Here is a 668-nt window from a genome sequence, read left to right on the forward strand (position 1 = left end):
CACACTCGCCCCGCCAATAGGCATCACGGTTCTTTTTAAAGGTACTGTACAAGCTCGCCTTTAGGCAAGAGATGATATTGGTGGGCATCTCGCCCTTAAAACGTTTAGAAGTCACTTGGTAAATGGTATTCATACGGGAGGTTTGTAAGATTCCCGCTTCGTCTTTTTGTTCACGAGCCAGTTTATATTGAATTCCTTCCGATAAATAGAAAAAATCTTTCATCATCTCCTGTACATACAGATGAGACACCATTAAATTAGCCGTTCTATAGGCGCAATCTTGCCATCCGTAAAGTTTTCCGATCGCCTCCTTTCGTTCTTCTGCCGTAGGCAAGTCAATGACCACCTGTATTTTTCGCGTCAGTTTCATCGTCTTCTTTTTCATCTTAAGCAGATGCTTGTGCTTGTTCGGCTTGTTGCTGCATAAACGTATAGGCTGCCGTAAAAGCTTGGTGTACTTCCTGCTGTGATAGATTCAGCTGTTGCGCTATGTCTGCAAACGAAAACTCCTGCTTGCAACGCAATTGGAAGATTTCAGATTGCGTTGGGGTCATTTTACCTTGTATAGTTAGCGAACGAACGCGCTCCTTATCTTCTAGGGAATGGCCTTGGTGAATAATATTTTTTAGGGCTTCAATACTGCGTTTCACCTCATTCGCCGTTTCGGT

At 43.6% G+C, this 668-nt stretch carries 1 protein-coding gene and 1 pseudogene; both read right to left on the reverse strand.

From position 1 onward, the window contains the following. Positions 1–346: pseudogene (locus KW502_RS15280) on the reverse strand (hypothetical protein); the annotation flags it as partial. 40 nt (positions 347–386) lie between these two features. Then, positions 387–668 (reverse strand): sigma factor-like helix-turn-helix DNA-binding protein (locus tag KW502_RS15285; RefSeq protein ID WP_305067278.1); only part of this gene is annotated, 282 nt, incomplete at its 5' end.

Source organism: Mesonia aestuariivivens (assembly GCF_019311235.1).
Lineage (GTDB): Bacteria > Bacteroidota > Bacteroidia > Flavobacteriales > Flavobacteriaceae > Mesonia > Mesonia aestuariivivens.